The sequence below is a fragment of the Sphingomonas quercus genome, from assembly GCF_018863195.1.
GTDB lineage: Bacteria > Pseudomonadota > Alphaproteobacteria > Sphingomonadales > Sphingomonadaceae > Solisphingomonas > Solisphingomonas quercus.
On the sequence record NZ_JAHKRT010000006.1, the window covers coordinates 264,157 to 283,411 of the forward strand.

General features: G+C 67.5%; 19 protein-coding genes. 15 read left to right on the forward strand and 4 right to left on the reverse strand.

Annotated elements, in window-relative coordinates:
• The first annotated feature begins 4 nt into the window (after positions 1 to 4).
• The 7 genes from KOF26_RS12880 to mobA are packed head-to-tail and all read left to right on the forward strand — an operon-like array spanning position 5 to position 9,260.
• Complete coding sequence (locus tag KOF26_RS12880; protein ID WP_216325492.1) at positions 5 to 1,285, forward strand: nitrate/nitrite transporter; 1,281 nt, start codon at positions 5 to 7, stop codon at positions 1,283 to 1,285.
• A gap of 38 nt (positions 1,286 to 1,323) precedes the next feature.
• Positions 1,324 to 3,789, forward strand: coding sequence for a nitrite reductase large subunit NirB (nirB, locus tag KOF26_RS12885; protein ID WP_253201400.1), 2,466 nt, complete (start codon positions 1,324 to 1,326; stop codon positions 3,787 to 3,789).
• Positions 3,786 to 4,124: a nitrite reductase small subunit NirD gene (nirD, locus tag KOF26_RS12890; protein ID WP_216325497.1), complete on the forward strand. Its 339-nt coding sequence runs from the start codon at positions 3,786 to 3,788 to the stop codon at positions 4,122 to 4,124. The genes nirB and nirD overlap by 4 nt, the downstream gene beginning before the upstream one ends.
• 1 nt (position 4,125) lies before the next feature.
• Positions 4,126 to 6,714, forward strand: a complete 2,589-nt coding sequence (locus tag KOF26_RS12895; RefSeq protein WP_216325500.1) for a nitrate reductase — start codon at positions 4,126 to 4,128, stop codon at positions 6,712 to 6,714.
• Positions 6,707 to 7,480, forward strand: coding sequence for a uroporphyrinogen-III C-methyltransferase (gene cobA / locus KOF26_RS12900; protein ID WP_216325503.1), 774 nt, complete (start codon positions 6,707 to 6,709; stop codon positions 7,478 to 7,480). The genes KOF26_RS12895 and cobA overlap by 8 nt, the downstream gene beginning before the upstream one ends.
• Complete coding sequence (locus KOF26_RS12905; protein WP_216325506.1) at positions 7,477 to 8,706, forward strand: molybdopterin molybdotransferase MoeA; 1,230 nt, start codon at positions 7,477 to 7,479, stop codon at positions 8,704 to 8,706. The genes cobA and KOF26_RS12905 overlap by 4 nt, the downstream gene beginning before the upstream one ends.
• Entirely contained in the window at positions 8,706 to 9,260 is a 555-nt protein-coding gene (gene mobA / locus KOF26_RS12910) for a molybdenum cofactor guanylyltransferase (RefSeq protein WP_216325509.1), read from the forward strand. The genes KOF26_RS12905 and mobA overlap by 1 nt, the downstream gene beginning before the upstream one ends.
• A 137-nt stretch (positions 9,261 to 9,397) precedes the next feature.
• Here the strand turns inward: mobA and KOF26_RS12915 are convergent, their stop codons facing one another.
• Positions 9,398 to 10,021: a CGNR zinc finger domain-containing protein gene (locus tag KOF26_RS12915; protein WP_253201401.1), complete on the reverse strand. Its 624-nt coding sequence runs from the start codon at positions 10,019 to 10,021 to the stop codon at positions 9,398 to 9,400.
• 223 nt (positions 10,022 to 10,244) lie between these two features.
• Here KOF26_RS12915 and KOF26_RS12920 point away from each other — a divergent pair, with 223 nt between their 5' ends.
• From KOF26_RS12920 to KOF26_RS12935, 4 genes are all read left to right on the forward strand, one after another.
• Positions 10,245 to 10,814 carry a TMEM175 family protein gene (locus tag KOF26_RS12920; RefSeq protein WP_301183138.1) on the forward strand — a complete coding sequence of 190 codons (570 nt, stop codon included), beginning with the start codon at positions 10,245 to 10,247 and terminating at the stop codon, positions 10,812 to 10,814.
• A 20-nt stretch (positions 10,815 to 10,834) separates the two neighbouring features.
• The gene (locus KOF26_RS12925; protein ID WP_253201402.1) at positions 10,835 to 11,677 is read left to right on the forward strand and encodes an alpha/beta fold hydrolase; all 843 of its coding nucleotides are present in this window, start codon (positions 10,835 to 10,837) and stop codon (positions 11,675 to 11,677) included.
• A gap of 69 nt (positions 11,678 to 11,746) precedes the next feature.
• A complete protein-coding gene (locus KOF26_RS12930; protein WP_216325515.1) occupies positions 11,747 to 12,718 on the forward strand; it encodes a zinc-binding dehydrogenase in 972 nt (323 codons plus the stop codon).
• 23 nt (positions 12,719 to 12,741) lie between these two features.
• Positions 12,742 to 13,512, forward strand: coding sequence for an SDR family oxidoreductase (locus tag KOF26_RS12935; protein WP_216325519.1), 771 nt, complete (start codon positions 12,742 to 12,744; stop codon positions 13,510 to 13,512).
• On the opposite strand, the gene KOF26_RS12940 is transcribed toward KOF26_RS12935, so the two are convergent.
• On the reverse strand, positions 13,509 to 14,471 hold the full coding sequence (locus KOF26_RS12940; RefSeq protein WP_216325522.1) for an AraC family transcriptional regulator: 963 nt from the start codon (positions 14,469 to 14,471) through the stop codon (positions 13,509 to 13,511). The genes KOF26_RS12935 and KOF26_RS12940 overlap by 4 nt on opposite strands.
• 122 nt (positions 14,472 to 14,593) lie before the next feature.
• On the opposite strand from KOF26_RS12940, the gene KOF26_RS12945 reads away from it, so the two are divergent.
• The 4 genes from KOF26_RS12945 (at position 14,594) to KOF26_RS12960 (ending at position 16,841) form a co-directional block, all read left to right on the forward strand.
• On the forward strand, positions 14,594 to 15,130 hold the full coding sequence (locus KOF26_RS12945; protein WP_216325525.1) for a carboxymuconolactone decarboxylase family protein: 537 nt from the start codon (positions 14,594 to 14,596) through the stop codon (positions 15,128 to 15,130).
• A gap of 100 nt (positions 15,131 to 15,230) precedes the next feature.
• Positions 15,231 to 15,725 carry a YkgB family protein gene (locus KOF26_RS12950; protein WP_216325528.1) on the forward strand — a complete coding sequence of 165 codons (495 nt, stop codon included), beginning with the start codon at positions 15,231 to 15,233 and terminating at the stop codon, positions 15,723 to 15,725.
• A 211-nt stretch (positions 15,726 to 15,936) separates the two neighbouring features.
• On the forward strand, positions 15,937 to 16,209 hold the full coding sequence (locus tag KOF26_RS12955) for a PadR family transcriptional regulator (protein WP_216325531.1): 273 nt from the start codon (positions 15,937 to 15,939) through the stop codon (positions 16,207 to 16,209).
• Positions 16,206 to 16,841, forward strand: a complete 636-nt coding sequence (locus tag KOF26_RS12960) for a hypothetical protein (protein WP_216325534.1) — start codon at positions 16,206 to 16,208, stop codon at positions 16,839 to 16,841. The genes KOF26_RS12955 and KOF26_RS12960 overlap by 4 nt, the downstream gene beginning before the upstream one ends.
• A 58-nt stretch (positions 16,842 to 16,899) precedes the next feature.
• Here the strand turns inward: KOF26_RS12960 and KOF26_RS12965 are convergent, their stop codons facing one another.
• Positions 16,900 to 17,292 carry a hypothetical protein gene (locus KOF26_RS12965; RefSeq protein WP_216325537.1) on the reverse strand — a complete coding sequence of 131 codons (393 nt, stop codon included), beginning with the start codon at positions 17,290 to 17,292 and terminating at the stop codon, positions 16,900 to 16,902.
• A 178-nt stretch (positions 17,293 to 17,470) separates the two neighbouring features.
• On the reverse strand, positions 17,471 to 18,823 hold the full coding sequence (locus KOF26_RS12970) for a S41 family peptidase (protein ID WP_216325541.1): 1,353 nt from the start codon (positions 18,821 to 18,823) through the stop codon (positions 17,471 to 17,473).
• Positions 18,824 to 19,255: the final 432 nt, after the last annotated feature.

Consider the following 19,255-nt stretch of genomic DNA (forward strand, 5'->3'; position numbering starts at 1 on the left):
GCGGATGAAAGTCGCAGACCTGTTGCGCGAAGGTTTCGAGGCGATCGGCGGGGGAGCCGATATCGATCCCCGGCCGCCGCGCGTGACCAGATCAGCCTTCTGGAGCAGCGGCCACGCCCCGACGCTGATCGCCGCCTTCCTCTATTTCGACATGGCGTTCATGGTCTGGGTGCTGCTCGGTCCGCTTGCCCCCGAGATCGCCCGCGACCTGGCGCTGAGCCCCGCCCAGAAGGGGCTGATGGTGGCAACGCCGACACTGGCGGGGGCGGTGCTGCGCCTGCTCGTCGGCCTGCTCGCCGACCGCATCGGAGCGAAGCGCACCGGCGTGATCGGCCAGGTCGTCGTCATCGCCGGGCTGCTCGCCGCCTGGACCCTCGGCGTACGGAGCTTCGCCGGCACGCTTGCCCTCGGCGGCGTGCTCGGCTTTGCCGGGGCGAGCTTCGCGGTTGCGCTGCCGCTCGCCAGCCGCTGGTACCCGCCCGAGCATCAGGGCAAGGCGATGGGCATCGCCGGCATGGGCAATTCGGGCACGGTGCTCGCGGCCCTGTTCGCGCCGGCGCTGGCCGGAGCGCTCGGCTGGAACGCGGTGCTCGGGCTGGTGTGCGTGCCGCTGTCGGTCGTCCTGGTCGTCTACATCCTCCTCGCCAGGGACGCTCCGGGCCGACCGGCACCGCGCCGCCTTGCGGCTTATCTCGATCCGCTGCGCACGGCGGACGCCTGGTGGCTGATGCTGTTCTACGGCGTGACCTTTGGCGGATTTTCCGGCCTCGCGTCCTCGCTCACCATCTATTTCACCGACCAGTTCGAGCTGAGCCCCGTCACCGCCGGCTATTGCACCGCCGCCAGCGTGTTCGCCGGCTCGCTGGTCCGCCCTGTTGGCGGTGCGCTCGCCGACCGTATCGGCGGGGCGACGACGCTGACCGGCGTCTATGCCGCAGCCGCGCTTGCGCTGCTCGGCGTCGCCGCCACGCCAGCCGATCCGGGCGTGGCCCTGTCGCTGTTCATCATCGCCATGCTCGCCTTCGGCATCGGCAACGGCGCGGTGTTCCAGCTGGTGCCGCAACGGTTCGGCGGCGAGATCGGCATTCTCACCGGGCTGGTCGGCATGGCCGGCGGCGTCGGCGGCTTCTATCTCGCCTCCTCGCTCGGCCTCGCCCGCCAGATCACCGGCGGGTTCGGTCCGGGTTTCCTGATCTTCGCGTTGCTCTCGCTCTGCGCGCTCGCCGGGCTGGCCTTCGTCAAGGGCCGCTGGCGGATGCACTGGCCAGCGGGGGTGCGGATCTGATGAGCCCCCTCCTTTCCCCCGATCGAGAGACCGCCGCCATGATCGATCACGTCGAACGCCTGCATCTCGTCGTCATCGGCAACGGCATGGCCGGATGCCGCGCCGTGGAAGAACTGCTCGCACGCGACGCGCGCCGCTACCGGGTGACGATCTTCGGCGCCGAGCGCCACGTGAACTACAACCGGATCATGCTCTCGCCCGTGCTGGCGGGAGAGAAGAGCTTTGACGACATCGTCATCAACGACGCCGACTGGTATCGCGCCAACGATATCGCGCTGATCGCCGGGGATCCGGTCACCGCCATCGACCGCGCCAGCCGGACGGTGATGTCGCGCGGCGGGCGCGTCGTCCATTATGACAAGCTGCTGATCGCGACGGGCTCGGATCCCTTCATCATTCCGGTCCCCGGCGCGGCGCTGCCCGGCGTGGTCGGCTTTCGTGACATGAGCGACGTCGATGCCATGCTCGCGGCGGCGGAGCGGGGCGGCGACGCGGTGGTGATCGGCGGCGGCCTGCTCGGGCTGGAGGCGGCGCACGGGCTTTCGCTGCGCGGCATGAAGGTCACGGTGCTGCATCTGATGCCAACGCTGATGGAGCGCCAACTCGACGAGGCCGCCGGGTGGCTGCTCAAATCCGCACTCGAGGCACGCGGCCAGACCATCCTCACCGGCGCCGACACCGCCGAGATCATCGGCGCAGACGCCGTCGAGGGCGTGCGGCTCAAGGATGGACGGGTCATCCCGGCGCAACTGGTGGTGATGGCGGCCGGCATCCGCCCAAACACCGCCCTCGCTCGCGAGGCGGGGCTGGCGGTCGACCGTGGCATCAAGGTCGACGATCATCTGGTGACGAGCGATCCCGATGTGCTCGCGGTCGGCGAATGCGTCGAGCATGACGGTCAGGTCTACGGCCTCGTCGCGCCACTCTGGGAGATGTGCCGCGCGCTCGCTGACGGCCTCGTCGGCCAGCCGAGCGGCTATCGCGGTTCGGTCACCTCCACAAAGCTGAAGGTCTCCGGCATCGACGTCTTTTCGGCCGGTGACTTCGCCGGCGGCGACGGCGCCGAGGACATCGTGCTGCGTGACGCCAGCCGCGGCGTCTACAAGCGGGTGGTGGTGCGCGACGATCGCCTCGTCGGCGCGGTGCTCTATGGCGACACCGCCGACGGCGCCTGGTATTTCGATCTGCTCCGCAAGCAGGAGGATATCGCCGGCCTGCGCGATGTGCTGATCTTCGGCCAGGCATTCGCCCAGGGAGGTGGGCAGGCGGACCCTAGGGCAGCCGTTGCAGCGCTCCCGGACGATACCGAGATTTGCGGCTGCAACGGCGTCAGCAAGGGACAGGTGATCGCCTGTATCGGGAACGGCGCGGCGAGCCTCGATGCGGTACGCGCCGGCTGCAAGGCCTCGGCGAGCTGCGGCTCGTGCACGACGCTTGTCGGACAGTTGCTCGACCTTACCCTTGGCGAGGCGGTCGAGGCTGGCCCGAAGACGATGTGCAAATGTACCAGCTTCGGCCATGACGATGTCCGGCGCGAGATCGTCGCGCAGGAAATGCGGTCCATCCCGGAGGTGATGCACAAGCTGCATTGGTCCACCCCGGATGGCTGCTCATCCTGTCGGCCGGCGCTCAATTACTATCTGCTCTGTGCATTGCCGGGCGATTATCGCGACGACCAGCAGAGCCGTTTCGTCAACGAGCGCATGCACGCCAACATCCAGAAGGACGGCACCTATTCCGTGGTGCCGCGCATGTGGGGCGGGATCACGACACCGGGAGAACTGCGCGCGATCGCCGATGTGGTCGAGAAATACAACGCGCCGATGGTCAAGGTCACCGGCGGGCAGCGGCTCGACATCTTCGGCATCCGCAAGGAGGATTTGCCGGCGGTCTGGGCGGACCTCAACGCCGCCGGCATGGTCTCGGGCCATGCTTATGGCAAGGCGCTGCGCACGGTGAAGACCTGCGTCGGTGCCGAATGGTGCCGCTTCGGTACCCAGGATTCGACCGGGCTCGGCGTGAAGCTGGAACGCGGCTTCTGGGGGTCGTGGATGCCGCACAAGTTCAAGATGGCGGTCTCGGGCTGTCCGCGTAACTGCGCCGAGGCGACGATCAAGGACTTCGGCGTGATCTGCGTCGATTCCGGTTATGAGCTTCACGTCGGGGGGAATGGCGGCATCCATATCCGCGCGACCGACTTGCTCGTGAAGGTGGCGACCGAGACGGAGGCGATCCATTACGCCGCCGCCTTCGTCCAGCTTTATCGTGAGGAGGCGCGCTATCTGGAACGCACCGCGCCCTGGATCGAGCGCGTCGGCCTCGCCCATGTAAAAGACCGCATCGTCGAGGACGCCGCTGGTCGCGACGCACTCGCGGCGCGATTCTGGCACGCCCAGACATTCAGCCAGGACGATCCCTGGGCGGAGCGCGCCGTCGGCAAGGCCCGCGAGCAGCATGCTCACATGGCCGCCTTCAATCCCATCCGCGTGGAGGAAATCGCATGACTGGCGAATGGCTCGATATTGGCTGGCTGGAGGAGATCCCGGTACGCGGCAGCCGCACCGTCCCGGTCGACGGGGGCGAGGAAATCGCGCTGTTCCGCACCGGTGACGACAAGGTGTTCGCACTGGTCAATCGCTGTCCGCACAAGGGCGGGCCGCTGAGCCAGGGCATCGTTCACGGCCATAGTGTCGCCTGCCCGCTGCACAATTGGACGATCGCGCTGGCCACCGGCGAGGCGCAGGGCGGCGACCGCGGCTGCACGCCGATCATCCCGGTGAAGATAAGCGGCGGCCGCGTGCTGATCTGCCGGGCGAGCACGCTCCGGGCGGCGGCCTGAGATGGCCGGCACCCGCACCACCTGCGCCTATTGCGGCGTCGGCTGCGGGATCGTGGCGACACCGACCGGCGCGCGCGCAGCCGAGATCAGGGGCGATCCCGGGCACCCGGCCAACCATGGTCGGCTCTGCTCCAAGGGCACGCACCTCGGCGAGACGATCGGGCTTGAGGGGCGGCTGCTGCACCCGATGATCGGCCGGCGCCGCGCAAGCTGGGACAAGGCGCTCGATCTGGTAGCCAGACGCTTCCGCCAGACGGTGGCCGAGCACGGCGCCGACAGTGTCGCCTTTTATGTTTCAGGCCAGTTGCTGACCGAGGATTATTACGTCGCCAACAAGCTGATGAAGGGCTTCATCGGCTCGGGTAATATCGACACCAATTCGCGCCTGTGCATGTCGAGCGCGGTGGCCGGGCATATCCGCGCCTTTGGCGAGGACATCGTGCCCGCCAGTTATCAGGACCTCGATGCCGCCGACCTGTTCGTGCTGGTCGGGTCGAACGCCGCCTGGTGCCATCCGGTCGTCTATCAACGCATTCGTGCCCGCTGCGACGCCGGCGCCCGGCTGGTCGTCATCGATCCGCGGCGCACGGAGACCTGCGAGGGCGCCGACCTCCATCTTGCCATCCGGCCGGGCAGCGACGTCGCCTTGATGAACGGGCTGCTCGCCCATTGCCGTGCGGCGGGGCTGGTCGACGAGCGGTATCTCGCGGCGAGCGTGGCGGTACCCGATCGCTTCTGGGACACGCTCGAACAGGGCTGCGACCTCTGGTCCGTGGCGCGGACATGCGAGGTGGAGGCCGCCGACCTCCGGCGCTTCTACGAATTGTTCGCCCAGCATCCACGCACCGTCACCCTGTTCAGCCAGGGCATCAACCAGTCGCTGCGCGGCACCGATCAGGTGAACGCGATCCTCAACCTGCATCTCGCGACCGGGCGGATTGGCAGGCGGGGCGCGGCGCCTTTCTCGATCACCGGCCAGCCCAACGCCATGGGCGGGCGCGAAGTTGGCGGGCTCGCCTCGAGCCTCGCCGCGCACATGGATTTCGCGCCGGAGAACTGCGCAAACGTTAAGCGCTTCTGGGGCTCGCCGACCATCGCCCGGAAGCCCGGGCTCAAGGCGGTCGACCTGTTCCGCGCCATCGACGAAGGTCGGATCAAGGCGTTGTGGATCATGGCGACCAACCCGGCGGTGTCGATGCCGGATGCCGGCGCGGTCCGCGCCGCCCTCGCGCGCTGCCCGTTCGTGGCGATCTCCGAGGTGATGGCCGAGACCGATTGCACGCCGTTTGCCCATGTCCGCCTGCCCGCGACCGGGTGGGGCGAGAAGGACGGCACCGTCACCAACTCGGAAAGGCGCATCAGCCGCCAGCGCGCGATCTTTCCCGCGCCCGGCGAGGCGCGACACGACTGGTGGATCATCAAGGAAGTCGGCCGGCGCATGGGCTGGGCAGACGAATTCGCCTATTCCCGGCCCGCGGACATCTTCCGCGAGCATGCCCGCCTTTCGACTTACCAGAATGACGGGCAGCGATTGTTCGACCTCGCCAGCCACGTCGCGATCGGCAATGCCGAGTATGAGGCGATGTCGCCGTTTCGCTGGGGGGGCGACGCTTTTGCCGATGGCCGCTTTCCGACACCTGACGGGCGGGCACGGCTGGTCCCGGTCAGCCAGATGCCGTTGCAAGCGCCGCTCGCCAGATGGCCGCTGACGCTCAACACCGGTCGCTATCGCGATCAGTGGCACAGCATGAGCCGCACCGGCCTCAGCCCACGACTCTCCCGGCACCGCGAGGAGCCGCTGGTCGAGGTTCATCCCGAGGACGCGGCGGCCTTTGGCCTGACCGACGGCGGGCTGGCCCGCGTCTCGACGCCGCAGGGCGCAAGCCTGTTTCGCGTGGCATTGGCCACGGGCCAGCGTCGAGGCGAAGTGTTCACGCCGATCCACTGGACCGATCGCCAGTCCACCGGGGGGCGCACGGGGCTGCTGCCGCGTTCGCTGGTCGATCCGCATTCAGGCCAGCCCGGGTTCAAGTCGACCCCGGCCGCCCTCGAACCGGTGACACCGGATTGGCGCGGCTTCCTGATCACCGCCGAGGCGATGGATCGCCCCGCCTGCCTGTGGGCGACGCGCGTCGCGGTGCCGGGTGGAACTCTGTACGAATTGGCCGGCAACGGTGGTGCGCAGCTGATCGACGCGCGACTTCCGCGCGGCGAGCGGATCGAGAGCGTGGACCGCGCGCGCGGCTCGCACCGCGTCGCGGTACTTCGCGGCGGCCGGCTGGTCGCCGTCCTGTTCCGCACCGAGCGGGGGGAGCTGCCCCCGCGCGACTGGCTGATCGGCCAGCTCGGTGCGGAAGGCAGCGCCGCGCTGCTCGCCGGTGCCCCGCCCGGTCGGCATGAAGACCGCGGACCGATCATCTGCCTGTGCTTCGACGTCGGGCTGAAGATGATCCTCGCCGCCGTCGGCAGCCAGCAACTCACCACTGTCGAGGCGGTCGGCGCCGCCCTGTCTGCAGGCACCAATTGCGGCTCATGCCGTCCCGCGATCCGCCGAATTCTCGACGAGAACAGGAATGCGGCTCATGGATGAGGTGATCCTCGCGGGTCATGTCTGGCTGGTCGGCGCCGGCCCGGGCGATCCGGACCTGCTCACCCGCAAGGCCGAGCGGCTTTTGCGGGCGGCGACGGTGGTGTTCCACGACGCTCTGGTCGGCCCCGGCATATTGGCGTTGATCCCTCCTGCCGCCCGCCTCGTCGGCGTCGGAAAGCGCGCGGGGCGACATTCCAGAAATCAGGACGCGATCAACGCGCTGCTCGTCGAGGCCGCCCTGGCCGGTGAGCGCGTCGTGCGACTGAAGGGCGGCGACCCGTCGTTGTTCGGTCGCTCGATGGAGGAAATGGCGGCGCTCGAGGCAGCCGGCATCGCCGCCCATATCTGCCCCGGCGTCACAGCCGCCAGCGCCGCCGCCGCCTCGGCACGGGTTTCCCTGTCGCTGCGCGGTCGTGCGCGCCGCGTCCAGTTCGTCACCGCGCACCTCTGCACCGGTTCGCCACCGGCGCAGGACTGGCGCGCGCTCGCCGACCCGACCGCTACCACCGTCTTCTACATGAGCCGCGGCGCGGCCGGCGAGATCAGCCGGCGGCTGATCGCAGCAGGGTTGAGCGGCGCGACGCCAGCCCTGATCGCGTGCGACATCAGCCTTCCGCGCGAACGGGTGTTCCGCACCAGGCTCGATCTGCTGCCGATCGCGGCAACCGCCATCGGCGGTGACGGCCCGACACTGATCCTCGTCGGGGAGGCGACTGCCGGCGGCGGGATTCCACTGGGCGCGCTCGTGGAGGAGCAATGCCGATGAAGCACGTCAGAATAGCCACCAAGATTGACGCGCCCTGCCCTGCCACTCTCGGCTTCGACGCCGCCCAGGCGATCATAGCCAGGCTGGCCCAGCCTCTCGGCACCGAGAGCGTCAGGCTCGCCAAGGCCGGCAGGCGCGTGCTTGCCGAGCCAGTGCATGCGGCGATCGACATACCCTGTCAGGATCTCGCCGCGATGGACGGCTTCGCGGTGCGCGACGGCGATCTCGCCGCCGGGCTGCGCCGCTTCGCGGTGATCGGCGCCGCCTATCCCGGCGCGCCCTGTCCACGGGCGATCGGGGCCGGACAGGCCGTGCGTATCATGACCGGCGCGCCGATCCCGGCCGGGGCCGACAGGGTGCTGGTTCGCGAATTGCTCTGCCTGACCGGCGACACGGTCGCGCTCACCGGCCGCATCCCCGCGAGGCTGCATGTCCGCAAGCGGGGCTCCGATACCCGGGCAGGCGCGGAAGTGCTCAGGGCTGGCAAGTCTGTCGATGCGCGTGCGCTGGTCGTCGCCTCCGCCGCCGATGCGGCACGACTGACGGTCTGGCGTCGGCCGAGAGTGCGCGTGATCGCCAGCGGGGACGAGCTTGTGCCGGCCGGGGAAGCGCGCGCGCGTGGCGGCGTCCCAGACAGCCTTTCCGATGCGCTGCTGCTGATGGCGCGGCAATGGGGCGCAGCGCCTGTGGGCGCGACGCTGGTCCGCGATGACGAGGCGCTGCTCCGCGCGGCCGCCGCGACAGCGCTGGCTGATGCCGACCTGCTCATACTGTGCGGGGGCGCCTCTCGCGGCGACCGTGATTTCGCCAAATCGGCTCTTACCCCTCTCGGCCTCGACATCGCGTTCGCCGATGTCGCGATCAAGCCGGGCAAGCCGGTATGGTGCGGTCGGGTCGGCGACAAGCTGGTGCTCGGGCTGCCGGGCAATCCCATGGCTGCGATGACCGTGGCGCGCCTGTTTCTCGCGCCGCTGCTCGCGGGGCTGGGCGGTCGCGGCGCGCTTTCGGCGCTGCGCTGGGAAGCGACGCCGCTCGTCGCCGGTTGCAGCGGCGGCGAGCGCGAGACGTTCCTGTGCGCCGGGCTTGGGCCGGAGGGCGCGCTCGTCCTCCCCGGCCAATCCGCCTCCGCGCAATGCTTGCTTGCCAGCGCGGATGCGCTCGTCCGCCTCCCCGCCGGTGCCGGCGATCTGCCGGCGGGGAGCATGATCGACATGCTGCGCTTCTGATGCGCCTGCTTGGCGCCGTGTTGGCCGGTGGCAAGTCGCGTCGCTTCGGCAGCGACAAGGCGCTCGCGATTGTGGACGGCAGGGCGCTGATTGAACATGCCGTCGCCGCGCTTTCTGCCCATGCTGCGCTGGTCATCTGCTGCGGTCGGCCATGGCCGGGCCTCGGCTGGCTTCCCGACCGGCCGGCGCCGGGTGGAGGCCCGCTGGGCGGCCTGAGCGCAGCGCTTCATTTCGCAGGCAACAACGGGTTTGATGCCGTGCTTTCGGCTCCGGTTGACGTCCATCCGCTGATCGAGGCGCTTCCACTCCTCGCCGAGAGGCAGTGTGCGGCACTGGGAAGCCAATGGACCATCGGTGTGTGGCCTGCCAGCATGGCCTCCATGCTCGACGCGCATCTATTTTCTGGGGCGACGTCAATCAAAAGCTGGCTCGATGTCGCTAAGCCAGTCTTGATCGATGACTGCCATCTTTCGCTTCGGAACATCAACTATCGGCACGATCTGAGCGGCGCCAAGGTCGAGCATGCCGAAGTCTGCCCGCTTCAGGGCGACTAATAACCTCGGACAGCCAACTCCCCCCGCCCGTCCCCTCGCGCTGGCAATGTTCGCGATGAACGCATGCAGGTCTGCGCGAATATTCGGGCGGGTCAGGCGCTGAGTGATCGCCCACACACGAGATCCATGCAAGCGGCTCAATCGCCACGCGCCCGCTGTCTCTTGCGGTGCGCCGCGACCTTGGCGCGGTTGCCGCACACGCTCATGGTGCACCAGCGCCGCGCCCTGGTGCGCGTATGATCGGCGAAGACGAGCGTGCAACCATGTCCCTCGCACGCCTTCACATGCCTGAAATCCTCATCGACGACGAGGCGCGCGAGCGCCTCTCCGATCGGGATGAGCAAGGATTCCGGCGAGCGCCAGCGCCGCGTCGTCTCCAGCGCCAGGCGCCCTCCGGCATGAAGCACGAGGCGCTGATAGGCCTCGTCACGCTCCAACAGGCGGCTGAGCGGCGTAAGCTCGCCGAGCGCCCGGCCGTCGAGCGGCGCACCCCGGTGTGCGTTCACGAAACCGCGAAACCACTCACGCAGATCGCGGGCCTGATCGGCGACGCGATCCAGCTCGCCCGGCATGGCTCGTTCCGCGAGGTCTGCCAGCTCCGCCTCCGGCACCATGCCGGCCTGGGCCAGCCAGCCGACAAGCCCCGCACCGTCGGCGATCCAGTCGATGGGCGCGTCGACGGGAGTCGCCACGGAGTTCAGGAAGTCGAGGCCGCGCGCATCGGCGATGAACATGGCAGGCAGGTCAACGGGCACCAGCATCCTCCAGTAGCGGCGAGATGACGATGTAACCATCAAACCCGCTGTTGACAAGTTACGCGGGACTGCCTAACCGTCTACCAGACGCCAAGGAGGTTTCACACCGCATGATGTGGTGTCGTGGCGCGGGACAGCGCAGCGATCGGGTCGACCGCTGCGCCCCCTGCCGCCGGGACCTTGGACAGGGAGATGCCAGATGCGACAGCGACTAGCCGAACCCGACCGGATGAGCGCATTTTCAGACGCGGTGATCGCGGTCGTGATCACGATCATGGTGCTCGAACTGAAGCCGCCGGTGAACGCGGAGCTGAAGGCGCTCCTGCCGCTGTGGCCGATCGCGATCAGCTATGCGGTCAGCTATCTTTTCATCGCGATCATCTGGATGAACCACCATCATCTCCTGCGGTTCGTCCGCCAGGCGAGCCCGCCCCTGCTCTGGTTGAACTTCGCGCATCTATTCGCCGTCTCGCTGCTCCCATTCGCCACCAGCTGGATGGCCGACTCGCATCTCGCGGCAACCCCGGTCGCTGTCTATGCCGGCCTCTTCGTGGTCGTGAACCTGATCTTCCTCGCCTTCGAGCGCGAAGTGATCCGGCAGGCCGACCCCTCCCGCTTTCCGCCACGCGCGCAGCGTCTGGCGGGCCGGCGCTCCGTGACCACGGTAGCGATCTTCGTGGCGGCAACAGCACTTGCCGCGCTCGCGCCGGGGGCGAGCTTTGCCCTGATCTGCGCAGCGCTGCTGCTCTACCTGCGGCCGGAGGCTCCCGGCAGCATGCTAACCTTCTTCAAGCAATAATCCAAGTTACAAGGAGACTGATGATGAGCCCGATCCGCTATCGCACCACCATGGTCGACGGCATGACCATCTTCTATCGGGAGGCCGGGACGACCGGACTACCCAAGCTGCTGCTACTGCACGGCTTCCCGACCTCCAGCCATATGTTCCGGGATCTGATCCCACTGCTCGCCGACCGCTTCCATATCGTGGCGCCGGATCTGCCGGGATTCGGCCGATCGGACGACCCCAAAGCCAATAGTTTCGATTCGATCGCGGACACGATCGAGCTGTTCACGGAGATTGTCGGCTTCGATCGCTACCTCATCTATGTGTTCGATTATGGCGCGCCGACCGGCTTCCGCCTTGCGCTCCGCCACCCTGAACGGATTGCCGGGATCATCTCCCAGAACGGGAATGCCTATATCGAGGGGCTGAGCGACGGGTGGAACCCGATACGCGCCTATTGGAACGACGGATCGGCGGCGAACCGCAATGCGCTGCGCACCATGCTCGCGCCGGAGACAACTTACTGGCAATATACCCACGGCGTCGCGGATATCGCGGCGGTCTCGCCGGACGGCTATACGCTCGACGACCATTATCTCGCCCGACCCGGCGCCGAGGACGTGCAGCTCGACCTGTTCCTCGATTATAAGAGCAACATCGCCCTGTACCCGGTGTTCCAGCATTATTTCCGGACGCACCAGCCGCCATTCCTGGCCGTGTGGGGAAGGAACGACCCCTTCTTCCTGCCCGGCGGAGCTGATGCGTTCGCGCGTGACATGCGGGACGCGCGGGTGAGATTGCTCGACACCGGCCATTTCGCGCTGGAGACCCACGCGGCCGAAATCGCGCAGGAAATCCGCGCCCATTTCGCCTGAAGCCGAGCGAGGGGCGCGCCGTGCTTCCGCCCCCCCCAGCAGGCACCCAGTATATTCTAGGAGACGATCATGCGTGCGATCGTGCTTGACGGCTTCGGCGGTCTCGAAGCCCTGACCTACCGCGATATCCCCGAACCCGAGCCGATTGACGGCCACGTCGTCATCGACATCAAGGCATTCGGCATCAACCACGCCGAAATCCACATGCGCAAGGGCGAGTGGGCCGAGGCCGCGCCCGTGTCCGGCATCGAGTGCGTCGGCATCGTCAAATCTTGCCGCGGCGGGGAGTTTCCGGTGGGCGCGAAAGTGGCGGCACTGATGGGCGGGCTGGGGCGCACGATCAACGGCAGCTATGCGGAAGTGACCAGGGTTCCTGTGTCCAACGTGGCCCTGATCGACGCCGACCTGCCCTGGGCGCAGCTTGCCGCCATCCCCGAATCCTACGCTACTGCATGGACCACATTGTTCCGGAACCTCGAACTCGCGGCGGGGGAGTTGATCGTGATCCGGGGCGCCACCTCCGCCCTCGGCCAGGCGGCGGTCAAGCTGGCGGTGAATGCGGGCGCGCGTGTGATCGCGACGACGCGTCAGCGCGGGCGCTTTGCGGCGCTGGAAGCGATGGGCGTCGAGCGCTGCGAGATCGAGCGGCCCGATCTTGCGGCGCACATCGCCGAGCGCGGCCGGATCGACGCCGTGCTGAACCTGGTCGGCAACACCGTGGTGCTGGATTCCCTGCGGATGCTTCGCCGGGGCGGCCGCTCTTGCCTCGCTGGCTGGCTGGGTGGCCTTGATGCCATTCCGGATTTCAATCCGCTCCTGCAGATGCCGAGCGGGGTCTGTCTCACCTTCTTCGGCAGCTTCGTGTTCGGAACGCCCGGCTTTCCCCTGTCGGATGTGCCGCTGGCCCAGATCGCCCAGGATGCGGCCTCGGGCCGGCTCGATATCCAGCCGGCCCGCATATTCCGCTTCGACGAGGTGCCCGAGGCGCATCGCCTCGTCGAGGCGAATGAGGCGGGCGGCAAGCTCGTCGTCGTCCACTGATCGCACGCGCGAAGGAAGTGGCCATGCCTCGCTCCGTCGCCATCGTCACTGGCGCAAGCCAGGGCATCGGCCGCGCGACCGCCGTCCGCCTCGCGCGGGATTTCGACGCCATCGTCCTCGTCGCGCGCAGCCGCGCCCCGCTCGAAGCAGTCGCAGAGCAGATCCGCGCGCCGGGAACGGAGGTGCTCGTCATAGGGGCCGATCTTGCAGACCCGCCGGCCCCTGCCCAGCTCGTCGAGACGGTCGTCGCCCGCTTCGGCCGCATCGACGCGCTGCTCAATATCGCCGGCGCGGTGCCGCCGGACGATTTGTTTGCGATGACGGACGAGCAATGGGACGCCGGCCTTGCGCTCAAGCTCCACGGCGCGCGCCGCCTGACCATCGCCGCATGGCCGGCGCTGAGGAAGAGCCGGGGCTCCGTCGTGTTGATTGCCGGCAATTCCGCTGAGATGCCGAAGGCCAAGCAGGCGGCGGTGGGCACGATCAACGCCGCCATCGTCGCACTCGCCAAGGCCTTTGCCGGCCGCGGGCTTGAGGATGGTGTGCAGGTCAACAGCGTGCTGCCCGGCGCCGTGATGACCAGTCGCCGGCGAGCCCTGCTCGAACAATGGGCGCTGCTGCATGATGTCTCGATTGAGGAGGCGGACGCCCAGTTCCCCAGACGGGCCGGCATCGACCGTTACGGCAGGCCCGAGGAAATCGCCGAGCTCATGGCGTTCCTCGTGTCGCCGTCCGCCAGTTGGCTGACGGGCTCCGCGCTTCGCATGGACGGCGGCGAGATAAAGGCCGTCTAGCGCCCGCCCGCCGCCCGCCCTGTCTTTCTGAACTGCGCGGGCGTCGTGCCGACAGTCTTCTTGAAGGCGCGCTGGAACGCGGCTTCGGACTGATAGCCGACCGTCTCCGCGATCGCCCCCGCCGTTGCGTTCGACGCCCGAAGCTCACGGGCGGCGATCGTCATGCGGATGTCGGTCAGCAGCTCGGCGGCGGAACGGCGCAGCCGCTGCTGGAACTGCCTCACGAAGGTCGCACGCGACATCCCGCAGAGCGACGCGAGGTCCGGCAGCGTCCACGCCCGTGCGGGATGCCTGAACAGGGCGGACAAGGCCGGCGCCAGCCGCGGATGCCCGGCGAGCGCGAGCAGGCCCTGGGGCGCCTCCGCGGATTCGCTCGCCAGCCGCAATGCCAGCGTGAAGAGCGCGGTCGACAGGCCGTTCAGCATGGCATGACCGCCGAGATTCTCCTGCGAGGACTCAACCCGCATCAGCGCGACAAGGGCGGCGAGCTGGGCCCGGGTTCCGCCGGAGGCGGAGCGGGCAATGGCGGCCTGCGGCCGAGCCACGAAACGCTCGGGAAAATAAGTGCGCAACAATTGCTCGTGCGTCGGCGACAGCAGAAAGCGACCGCACAGCATGTCCAGCCGATCACCGGCCCCATCATTCTCGTCGATCGGGACCGATGATCCCAGCCGTTGCCGCATCGGCCCGGGCGTCATGCCGCTCCCGTCATGAAGACTGTGGGCGGCGCCGCGCGGCAGGATCAGGATGTCGCCCGCCGACAAATGCACCGGCGCGCCGCCATCCGGATCATCGAGGATGGCGCTGCCGGCGAGCACGATATGATAGGGGATTTCGCCCGCCGCCGACCGCTCCAGCTCCAGCCGCCAGGGTGCGCCAAAGAGGCAGTGATGCTCGACCTGCCCGCTCACCGGCACGAGATCGAGAAGGTGGCTGAGCCAATCGGCGGATTCGAGCATCATCACCCCGTGTTTGATACTTTCGAGCATGATATTGAGCATAACCAGAATTAGCAAGCTCACCAGCCCGTCCTAAACCGACCTCACCGGCAAGCCAGCCGGGAACGGAAAGGAAGGTTACCATGTCCCGCATCGCCACCCCCGCCCTCGCCACTGCGACGGGCGCATCCGCCGAGCTCTTCGGCCAGATCAGAAAGGCTGTCGGCAGCGTTCCCAACACCTATGCCGCGATCGGCTTCGCCAGTCCTGCCGCGTTGAAGGCGGTGCTCGCGGCCGATGCCGTCCTCGCGGCGGGCTCCTTGTCAAAGGACGACCAGGAGACGATCAAGCTGCTGGTGAGCGTGTCGGCCGGATGCGACTATTGCGTCGCCGCCCACAGCCTGCTCGGCGAGCTTGCCGGCCTGTCCCCCGAAGCACTCCGCCACATCCGCGCCGGCGAGCCCACCGGCCAGGCCCAGCGCGACGCGCTGATCCGTTTCGTCGGCCTGCTGGCCAACAGCAGCGGTACGATCGAGGACCGCGAGTTCGCGGCGATCCGTGACGCCGGCTACACCGACCAGCAGCTCGTCGAGATCAGCCTCGCCATCGCCACCACCACCTTCACCAACGTCTTCAATCGCATCAACGACACCGCCATCGACTTCCCGCCGGTGAACTGAGGCGCCGGGCGCATCCGGGCGCCCGCTCCTCGGATCGGCTTCACACAGATGGGAGCGGGCGGCCGCGACGCACGGCCACGGCTCCGACATGGAGGACATTATGGATTTCATCGCCAACCTGCTGGGCCGCGCGGGCTTCCTGAAGCGCGACCTCGACTATCATCTGCTGCGCGCAGCGATGGTCTTCATCTTCGCCTGGTTCGGCTACGACAAGTGGTTCGAGGCGGAGATCACAGGACTGCTGCCCATCATCACGCACGGCCCATTCATTTCATGGACGATCCCGGTGCTCGGCATCCACGGCACGGCGATCTTCCTCGGAACGTCCGAGTGGACCTTCGGCAGCCTGCTGCTCCTCGGCTTCTGGAACAAGCGGATCGGCATGCTGGGCGCAATCGGTTCGACGGCCACGTTCATCGCGACCTTCACCGTCATGCCCTTCGTCCCCGATGCGTGGAACGCGGCGGCCGGCGGCTTTCCGGCGATGACGATGAACACCGCCTTCCTGCTTAAGGATCTCGTGCTGCTCGCCGTCTCGCTCTACCTGCTCCACCAGGACGCTACCCGGGTGCTCGAGGCCCGGAAGGCAGGTTGACGAGGGCTGAAACGGGTGCGCCTCTTCGCGACCGGGCAGATCCCCTGCGGCTGGGCGAAGGCGACCAAGTGATCGTGCCTGTTGGCCGCCCGGTTCGACGCGCTGGCCTCACGGCGCCGCCCCCGCTCCTGTCGCCTGAATCGGCCGTTGACAGGAAAATCTACTTACGTTGAGAAGGCGTATGGGCCGCAATCGCCGACCATCGAAGCAAATGCTGATCCTCCTGGAGGCGCTGTCTGCGCGCAGCCAGCAGTGGCGTCACGGCTATGATCTGATGAAGGAAACCGGCCTCTTGTCCGGCACCCTCTATCCGTTGCTGATGCGGATGACTGAGCAAGGGCTAGTCGAAGCGGAATGGCGCGAGCCCGCGCAAATCGGACGACCTGCCCGCCACGCCTACCGGCTGACCGCCGCAGGCGTGGCGTTGGCGCGCGAGGCTGCCAGCGCTCGACCCGCGTCCTTTTCAACGGCAGCCCTTGCATGATCATCGCCCTGTCAAAGGCGTTGATGACGCTGGCGACGAACAGCCTCGGCGAAAGCCGCAGCGACTGGGCCCAGGCGATGGCATGCGAGTTCGAGGTAGCGACCGCAGATGGGAAGCCGCTCAGCTTTGCCGCGGGCTGCCTGATCGCCGCGTGTTGCGAGATACCTCGACACAGCGAAGGGAGGCTTGCCCTCACCAATTATGCGCTCGCGCTGGGCCTGCTCATCCCGATGGCGGCGTTACAGGTCGCGCAGATGACCGGCCTGCCATTGTTGCTTACCGGCAGCGCCGACGGGATTCCGACCGCGGGCGTCAACTCCAGCCCCTATTTGATTCTGTCACGGCTCAGCGCGGCGCCGATCCTGCTGGCCCTCTGGCTGTCGCTCGGGGTCGCGCATCTGTGTCTGGCGTGGGCGGTGGTCGAACGGAACGGGCCGCGCGTGGTCAAGGCCGCGGCATTGATGGGGGCGGCGGTGCTCACGCTGTTCCTGCTGATGGGCGTGCTGCTCATTAATATGGCGTCGCTCGCCGGCCACGTCGCTGCCATGGCCGCCGAACTCGCCCTTGTTGCGATCGTCGCGCGATTGCACGCGCGTCTTCATTCAAGCGCCGCCGCTGATCTGATCGCCTGAGCACCGCTGCCCGCCCGAAGCTACGCCACGGCGCTCGGGGTGCGGCTTCAGATGCGGGTCATCGCCTGCCCGGGCGTTGCGCCTGCCTTACGAATATATAAGGGCTCAATCCCTGGTAGAGCATGATCTTGGTGGGCACGGGCATCCTGTCCAGTCGCAGCTTGCGGACGGAGCGCGTGCCATCGACGTCGAAACCCCAGTCCGGAACCGCCCCGACGAAGGTGCGTGGAAGCACATAGGCCCCCTCCGCGTCCTTGCCGACAATATAGCGGACCGCTTGTCCGCCATTGAGCAGCATCTTGCCGTCGACCAGTTCTACGGTGCCGCAACAATCATTCGCGAAGATGCCGTTCTCCCCTGCCTTTAAGGACGGCTGGCGGGAGAAGAGGCCAGGCATCGCCAACACCAAAGCCGCCGCCACAACAGCGCCGGCGATCATCCATCGCCACATGATCCCACCCTTCCCTCAACACGACGCCCCGCGGCCTTTTGGCGGCGGGGCCGGCCGGTCGCTCATGGATCCAGCCTCAGCCTGCGCCTAATGCGCTATTCCTATATATGTAGACATATCCAGATCCTGTCGGCGTGAGTCGGCCACGCAGCCGTGCATAGCGGATGGGCGAGAACCCCTACTTCCCCGGCGGATGAGGCATGAACCCTGTCGTGGCCAGCACGCGCCCGTCAGGATCGACGGCGATCCCGATCCCCGCCGCGCCGTTGTCGAATGTCGCGACGTACATGTCCGCGCCCATCCTCACCTCGCGAAATGTGAGCGACTTGAGTTCGCCATAGCGCATCCGCTGCGCCAGCATGAACGGCAGGGCCCGGCGTGCCTCCTCAATGGCGTCGGGAGCAAACAGCGTGTCGTCCATCTTGCCAGTCGCGTACATGGCGATGACGCGTCGCAGCACCGCGTCGCTGCCCGGCACCGGCGTGCTGCGTGGCGTAAACAGCTGCTCGCGCGAAGCGGCGTTGATATCGGCGACCGGCTCCTCGCCAAGCGCTTTCAGCGCGGCGCCGAGTGCTTCCGCCTCCGGCACCCTGACGTCGGGCTCCACGCCAACACCCTCCCAGTTGGTTTTGGTGATCGGGCTTTCGGGGCGGCCACCGGGCATCGCAACCAGCAGGTCATAGCCCAGGCTGACCGGCCCGACGGGGTTGGCACCGCCGCCAGTCACCTCGCCAACAAGGGTCGCGCGCTTCATCGTCTTGAGGTCGTAGGCGAACTCCTCCCCGCCGGAGAAGGTGGCTTTACTGGTCAGGACGTAGATGGGCACACCGCCAAAGCTGAACGGCGTCGGGCTGGTTATGGTACGATCGCGCTTGAACTCGCGGGTTCCCGGCGTCCGGCCAATGAACTCGATGATCGTCACCGGCTCTCCGGGCGGTAGCAGGTAGCTGACGAGGTAGGCGACCGATTGCGGCACGCCGCCGCCGTTGCGCCGATCGTCGATGATCAGTGCGCGGCTTCCTTTCAGCTTGGCCAGGGCACGATCAAGCACCGGCTTGAACACCGGCGGCGGCGGAAACCCCGAAACCTCGATGTAGCCGATATCGTTCGCGAGTTTGTCGGCGCGGACGATCCCTGCCTCGTCGCGTGGGGCGGGACGGGCCCCGGCCGGCGGCGGCGGCGGTGGGGACGCTTGCGAGATGACGCGCAGGTGCTTGTCATGGGCGACGGCGGCGAGATCGGCGGTCAGCCGTGCGGCAAGGGCGGCCGGATCGCTCAGGGCGTTGTAGTCACCCCGCGCGAGCGCGGCGGTCAGGGCGGCTGCGGCCTGCTCACCGATTTCGGGAAAGACATATTGGTCGCGCATCGACTGGGCGAGCTTCTCAACCACCGCCTGTCGCCCGGCCGGATCGATTGCCTTGGCCGGCGCGGCTACGGGCTGCGGGCCTGCCTGCGCAGCAGCGGGCGCGGCAGATGCCGCCAGCAAGGGGAGGACTGAGGCGCAGGCGGCGAAGCAAAGGCGAAGGATCATGACGAGTCTCCTCTCTCAATCCGGGCGCCAGCGCCTGCTTTCCGTCATACCCACCATTCCGCATCCCGGATCAGCGGAGAATGTGGCGTGACAGTTCGGCGGATAGAGCCGTTCGGGATATACAACTTATGTAGAGTTATGAGTCAAGTGAACTGAGCCGGTACGCGCCGCTCAGGTCGCCTGCCGGCCTTTCCGAGCATCCGGAACCTGCTGGCCGTTGATGATCCCGATCGTGACGCCCGAGGGCCTCGGCGACACCAGGATCGGGAACAACGTGGGCTACTGACGTGGAAGTAGACGACGCTCGCGAACCGCCAGCCCCCTCCAGGTCGATCCTCTTGCGAGGTGGTCGATCGTTAAGGTCGAGCAGAAATAACGGCTCTTGCGGCAAAGAAGTCGGAACGAATATTCGTTAGAGGTTCGTAACTAGTT